This is a genomic window from uncultured Oceanicoccus sp. (assembly GCF_963968385.1).
GTDB lineage: Bacteria > Pseudomonadota > Gammaproteobacteria > Pseudomonadales > Dasaniaceae > Oceanicoccus.
Genome location: NZ_CAXAHB010000107.1, coordinates 1 through 3,966 on the forward strand (window position 1 = coordinate 1; position 3,966 = coordinate 3,966).

Annotated in this window: 3 protein-coding genes and 1 riboswitch; all 3 genes read right to left on the bottom strand. The window is 43.7% G+C overall.

Features of this window, described 5'->3' with window-relative positions; translation table 11 throughout:
- Positions 1 to 987, bottom strand: a 987-nt coding sequence (locus AACP44_RS08620; protein ID WP_339340122.1) for a TonB-dependent receptor plug domain-containing protein, incomplete at its 3' end; no start/stop codon positions are given.
- 45 nt (positions 988 to 1,032) lie between these two features.
- Positions 1,033 to 1,132, bottom strand: a riboswitch (TPP riboswitch).
- A 117-nt stretch (positions 1,133 to 1,249) separates the two neighbouring features.
- Positions 1,250 to 3,196, bottom strand: a complete 1,947-nt coding sequence (locus AACP44_RS08625; RefSeq protein ID WP_339340123.1) for a GGDEF and EAL domain-containing protein — start codon at positions 3,194 to 3,196, stop codon at positions 1,250 to 1,252.
- Entirely contained in the window at positions 3,193 to 3,735 is a 543-nt protein-coding gene (locus AACP44_RS08630; RefSeq protein WP_339340124.1) for a heme NO-binding domain-containing protein, read from the bottom strand. The genes AACP44_RS08625 and AACP44_RS08630 overlap by 4 nt, the downstream gene beginning before the upstream one ends.
- Between the last annotated feature and the right edge of the window lie 231 nt (positions 3,736 to 3,966).

Sequence of the window (3,966 nt, forward strand, 5' to 3'; positions counted from 1 at the left end):
CACACAAAAGTCATCTGCAATCCAATCAGCATCATAGCTCCAGAGCAAATCACTATCCGTATGCGTCAACACCGCTTGCAGCGTTTGCTCGCTATTTAACACCCACTCACCTTTAGCGGTAACGGCCAAAGTTTCCTGCTTATCTTTGCCAGGCTGATCGGAGTAGGTGATTCGTTCGTTATCCAATGACCAAACATCATAGCCATTGTCACTATCAAAATAGAACACACCAATATCATATTGAGAGTTGGCAGACGGCGACCACTGCAGTTTTGCTCTGGCAGTCAGCTCATCAAAACCATTGGTATTATCTTTAGCCAGCTGCCTATTCTCGATATAGCCATCGCCCGTATTTTGCTGAATCGCTAATCGGCCTTTTAACTGATCGGTTAGTGGGCCACTGATAGTTGCACCTAGGTTATAACTATCGTAATTGCCCACGCCGCCACTAATACTGCCTTCAAAGCTATCAGTAGGCGCCTTGGTTTTGATATTTACCATACCGGCATGAGCGCTGGCGCCAAAGCGAACACCCTGAGGCCCCCTGAGCACTTCAACCTGCTCGGTATCAAATAGCATGCCGGCACTGGCAGAATCACCCAACTCCAGATCATCCAGCATAATACCGACCGAGGGGTAATATTTCGGATCCGAATACTGCTCCAAATCGCCAATACCACGCATCTGGATAAAGCGACTACGCGAACCACCAGCGGACCAAGTAACATTCGGTACGGTATTTAAAATACTTTCAAGATGTTGTGATGCCCGTTCCTGAATAGTCTGCTCAACCAACACGCTGATACTGCCCGTACTTTGCATCAACTGGGTATTACGAAAATCGGCGCTAACGATTACTTCTTCGATTTCATCAACGGGGCTTTGCTGTGCGGCTGCCAATCCTGAATAGATAGCCACTCCGCCAGTAATTAGAGCTATGGGAATTTTTTTAAGATGGGATAAATAAAGCTTTGTTGCAATTAACATATGAGTCTCCAATATAAAAAGAGACCCGGCGAGCGACGCGAAGAGGGTATTTAAAAGACCTATTCCTACGCCGGTATTAACCGGATCAGGTTCAAGGGTTTGTTTTTTCAAACATCTCAGGCCGAAGCCACCCCTTAGGTTTGCGGGTGCTATTATAACAGCGACAAGCCTAGCGCTGGCAAGGCTTCGGAAGGAAATTTTATTGGGTATTAATCGATGAGGGACAAATCATCTGCAACCAGACAATAACAAACCTTTGGCTTTACGAGGCATCCTCAATAGGGGTTTCTGACACCGATGGAGCCGTTTGACTGAAATCGTCCAGCTTGATGAGTTGATCGAAGTTAACTGGCTTGGAGTAATAATAACCCTGCACATAGTCACAGTTCATAGCATTTAAAACCGACAGTTGCGCCTCGGTTTCAACACCCTCTGCAACCACTTTATAACCCATCGAATGGGACATATTAATCACGGCTTCCACAATACCCTGACTTTCGGTACTGGAGCCGACATGATCAATAAAGACTTTATCAATTTTGATTTTATCAATCGGCAGCAACTGCACATAGCGCAAGCTGGAATAACCAGAACCAAAATCATCAATAGCGATACGCACGCCCATTTTTGATAACTGACTTAACGCTGCTGAAACCCGGGTAAAATTTTCTAGGAAAATATTTTCCGTCACCTCAATCAGCAACATCTCCGGATCGACATTATATTTTAGGATGGCGCTAGAAATCATTTGCGGCACATCACGAAACTGAAATTGTAGCGGTGAGATATTCACAGAGACCCATTTATCAATGCCCATATCGGCCAAGCAACTGATTTTAGCCAGCGCCATATCTATCACTTGCTCGCCGAGATCAAGAATCAAACCGCTATTTTCTGCCACGTCAATAACATCTTGAATCTGCCACTGGGGATCCATATCAGGCCAGCGGAATAGCACCTCACAGCCGACAAAGCTCTGCGCCTCTCGACACATAATCGGCTGAAAAGCGATATCAAACGATTGTGTTCTAATCGCTGATTTTAATGCCAAGCGGATATCTTTTTCACGCATCCGCTCGCGCTCAATTGCATCGTTATACAGCACACAGTTACTGCCAATATGTTTTTTCTGCTTGCCAACTTGCACCGCTGAACGCACTGACTGCATCAAATCATCCAGCGTGGCACCATCCTTGGGGAAAACAGCAAGCCCCACGGTTAGGCTTAAACCCAAACGCTCGCCATCTTTTATCGACAGCGTGGCGCATTCATCAATCAGTGCTTGCGATAATTCATGGGCAGAAAAAGTAGCAATATCCTGTTTAAAAATCATCACATACTCATCACCCGATAATCGAGCAATATGTGCGATTGAATCAGAGTATGATTTCAATACATTGGCAAGATCATGTAGCACAATATCACCGACGCGATGACCATAGGTTTCATTAATATGGGTAAAGTCATTGATATCAATCAAGGCAACGGTAAAGCTTTCACCGCTGCTAAAACTTTCCCCTGCCAGCTCAGTGAATTGTGTTTCAAAATAGTTTCGATTAGGCAGCTGGGTTAATGCATCATGGTTAGCCGCGTGCCAAATTTCTCGCTCACGGACAACCTGCTCATGCACTTCAATACAAGAACCAATAATACATAGCGATCGTTTGGTACCCAGTGAAGTAAGTTCGCCATTAATCTGAAACCATCGGTAAGATCCATCGCGACTCATCACACGGCCGCGAAGGTTAACGGCTTTGCCTTCATGGAAGGCCAGCTCTAAGGCTTCATTCAAGCTACCGCGATCATTTTTATGAACGCGCCGCATTAAATCATCGATTGACATCCCTTTGACTGGCTCAATGCCGAGCAAACTTTCACATTTACCCGCAAGATCTATCGTTCCCTGTCGAATATCTAGTAGCCAAGTGACTGCATTGGCAATATCAAGTACTAAGTTTAATCGGTTAACAATTGTTTCTAACTTACCTGAGGTGGTCTCTACTCGCTGTGCTGAAGCACGTAATGCGCGGGTACGCTTCGCGACTATTTTATCTAACTGCTTATTGGTTTCTTGCAGGCGTTTATTGATATCAAATAACTCAGAACTTTTATTTTCTAGCAGTACTTCGGCCTGCATACGGGCAATTTTTTCGCGCTTCAATTTTTTGCGCAGATAAGAGAGCTCTATTTCTACATCGCTCTCACTCATAGCTGCCTCACCGTAATCAGGGTAACGAATTCAGCCTCTGTATTAATATGTTTCATGGAAACAGAAAGTGTTTCCTGGTAGTACTCACCACAACCGTCTATCAGCCCTTTTGCTAAATGGGCAAACGGCCTACAGGAACGATATTCCATCAGTATTTCGTTATCGTTAATTTTTTTAACATCAAAAGAGGGAAGCTCGGCATCTGGGTAGAGTTTAAGCACTTCTTTATGAATAATGCTTTCCAGTGATAACAATAAATCTAAGGCGCCATCAAATGCCAACGACATTGAAGCCATTTGTACCGCTAACTTAGGAAATAAAAATTTGCCGTAAGCTTCAAGCAAATCAGGCGCAGGCGTGCCGGTTAATTTTTGTAGCTGGCCGACTAGTGTGAGGATTTCTTGATGATCATAGGTACCTACCGAGGTATAGGCGCCGCCGGAAGGCAAATCACAGCCATCCAACAAAACATTTGCCACACTATAGCCAAATGTTGTTTCAACTAAATCCATAAATTCGGTAAATATAATCCCTTTCATAACAGGCAGCTTATTGGGGAAAATGGAATCATTGTTTTTATTTTTTTACCTATACTTTTGCTTGGTTTACTTCAGCATCTACTGAAATCGTAATCGTGCAACCCGAGAAACTTTGTTCGTTAAACTGTGCTTTTTTAATTTTGTTATAATGGTATCATTGGTTCTGAATAATACCAAACAAGGATAAGCTTCTGACAAGTCAAGTGACTTATTCACATTTGGAGTATCAAT

Bases quoted from the DNA above. Each gene is read 5' to 3' on its own strand.
- AACP44_RS08625 (WP_339340123.1), bottom strand. From the start codon at position 3,196: ATGAGTGAGAGCGATGTAGAAATAGAGCTCTCTTATCTGCGCAAAAAA.
- AACP44_RS08630 (WP_339340124.1), bottom strand. From the start codon at position 3,735: ATGAAAGGGATTATATTTACCGAATTTATGGATTTAGTTGAAACAACA.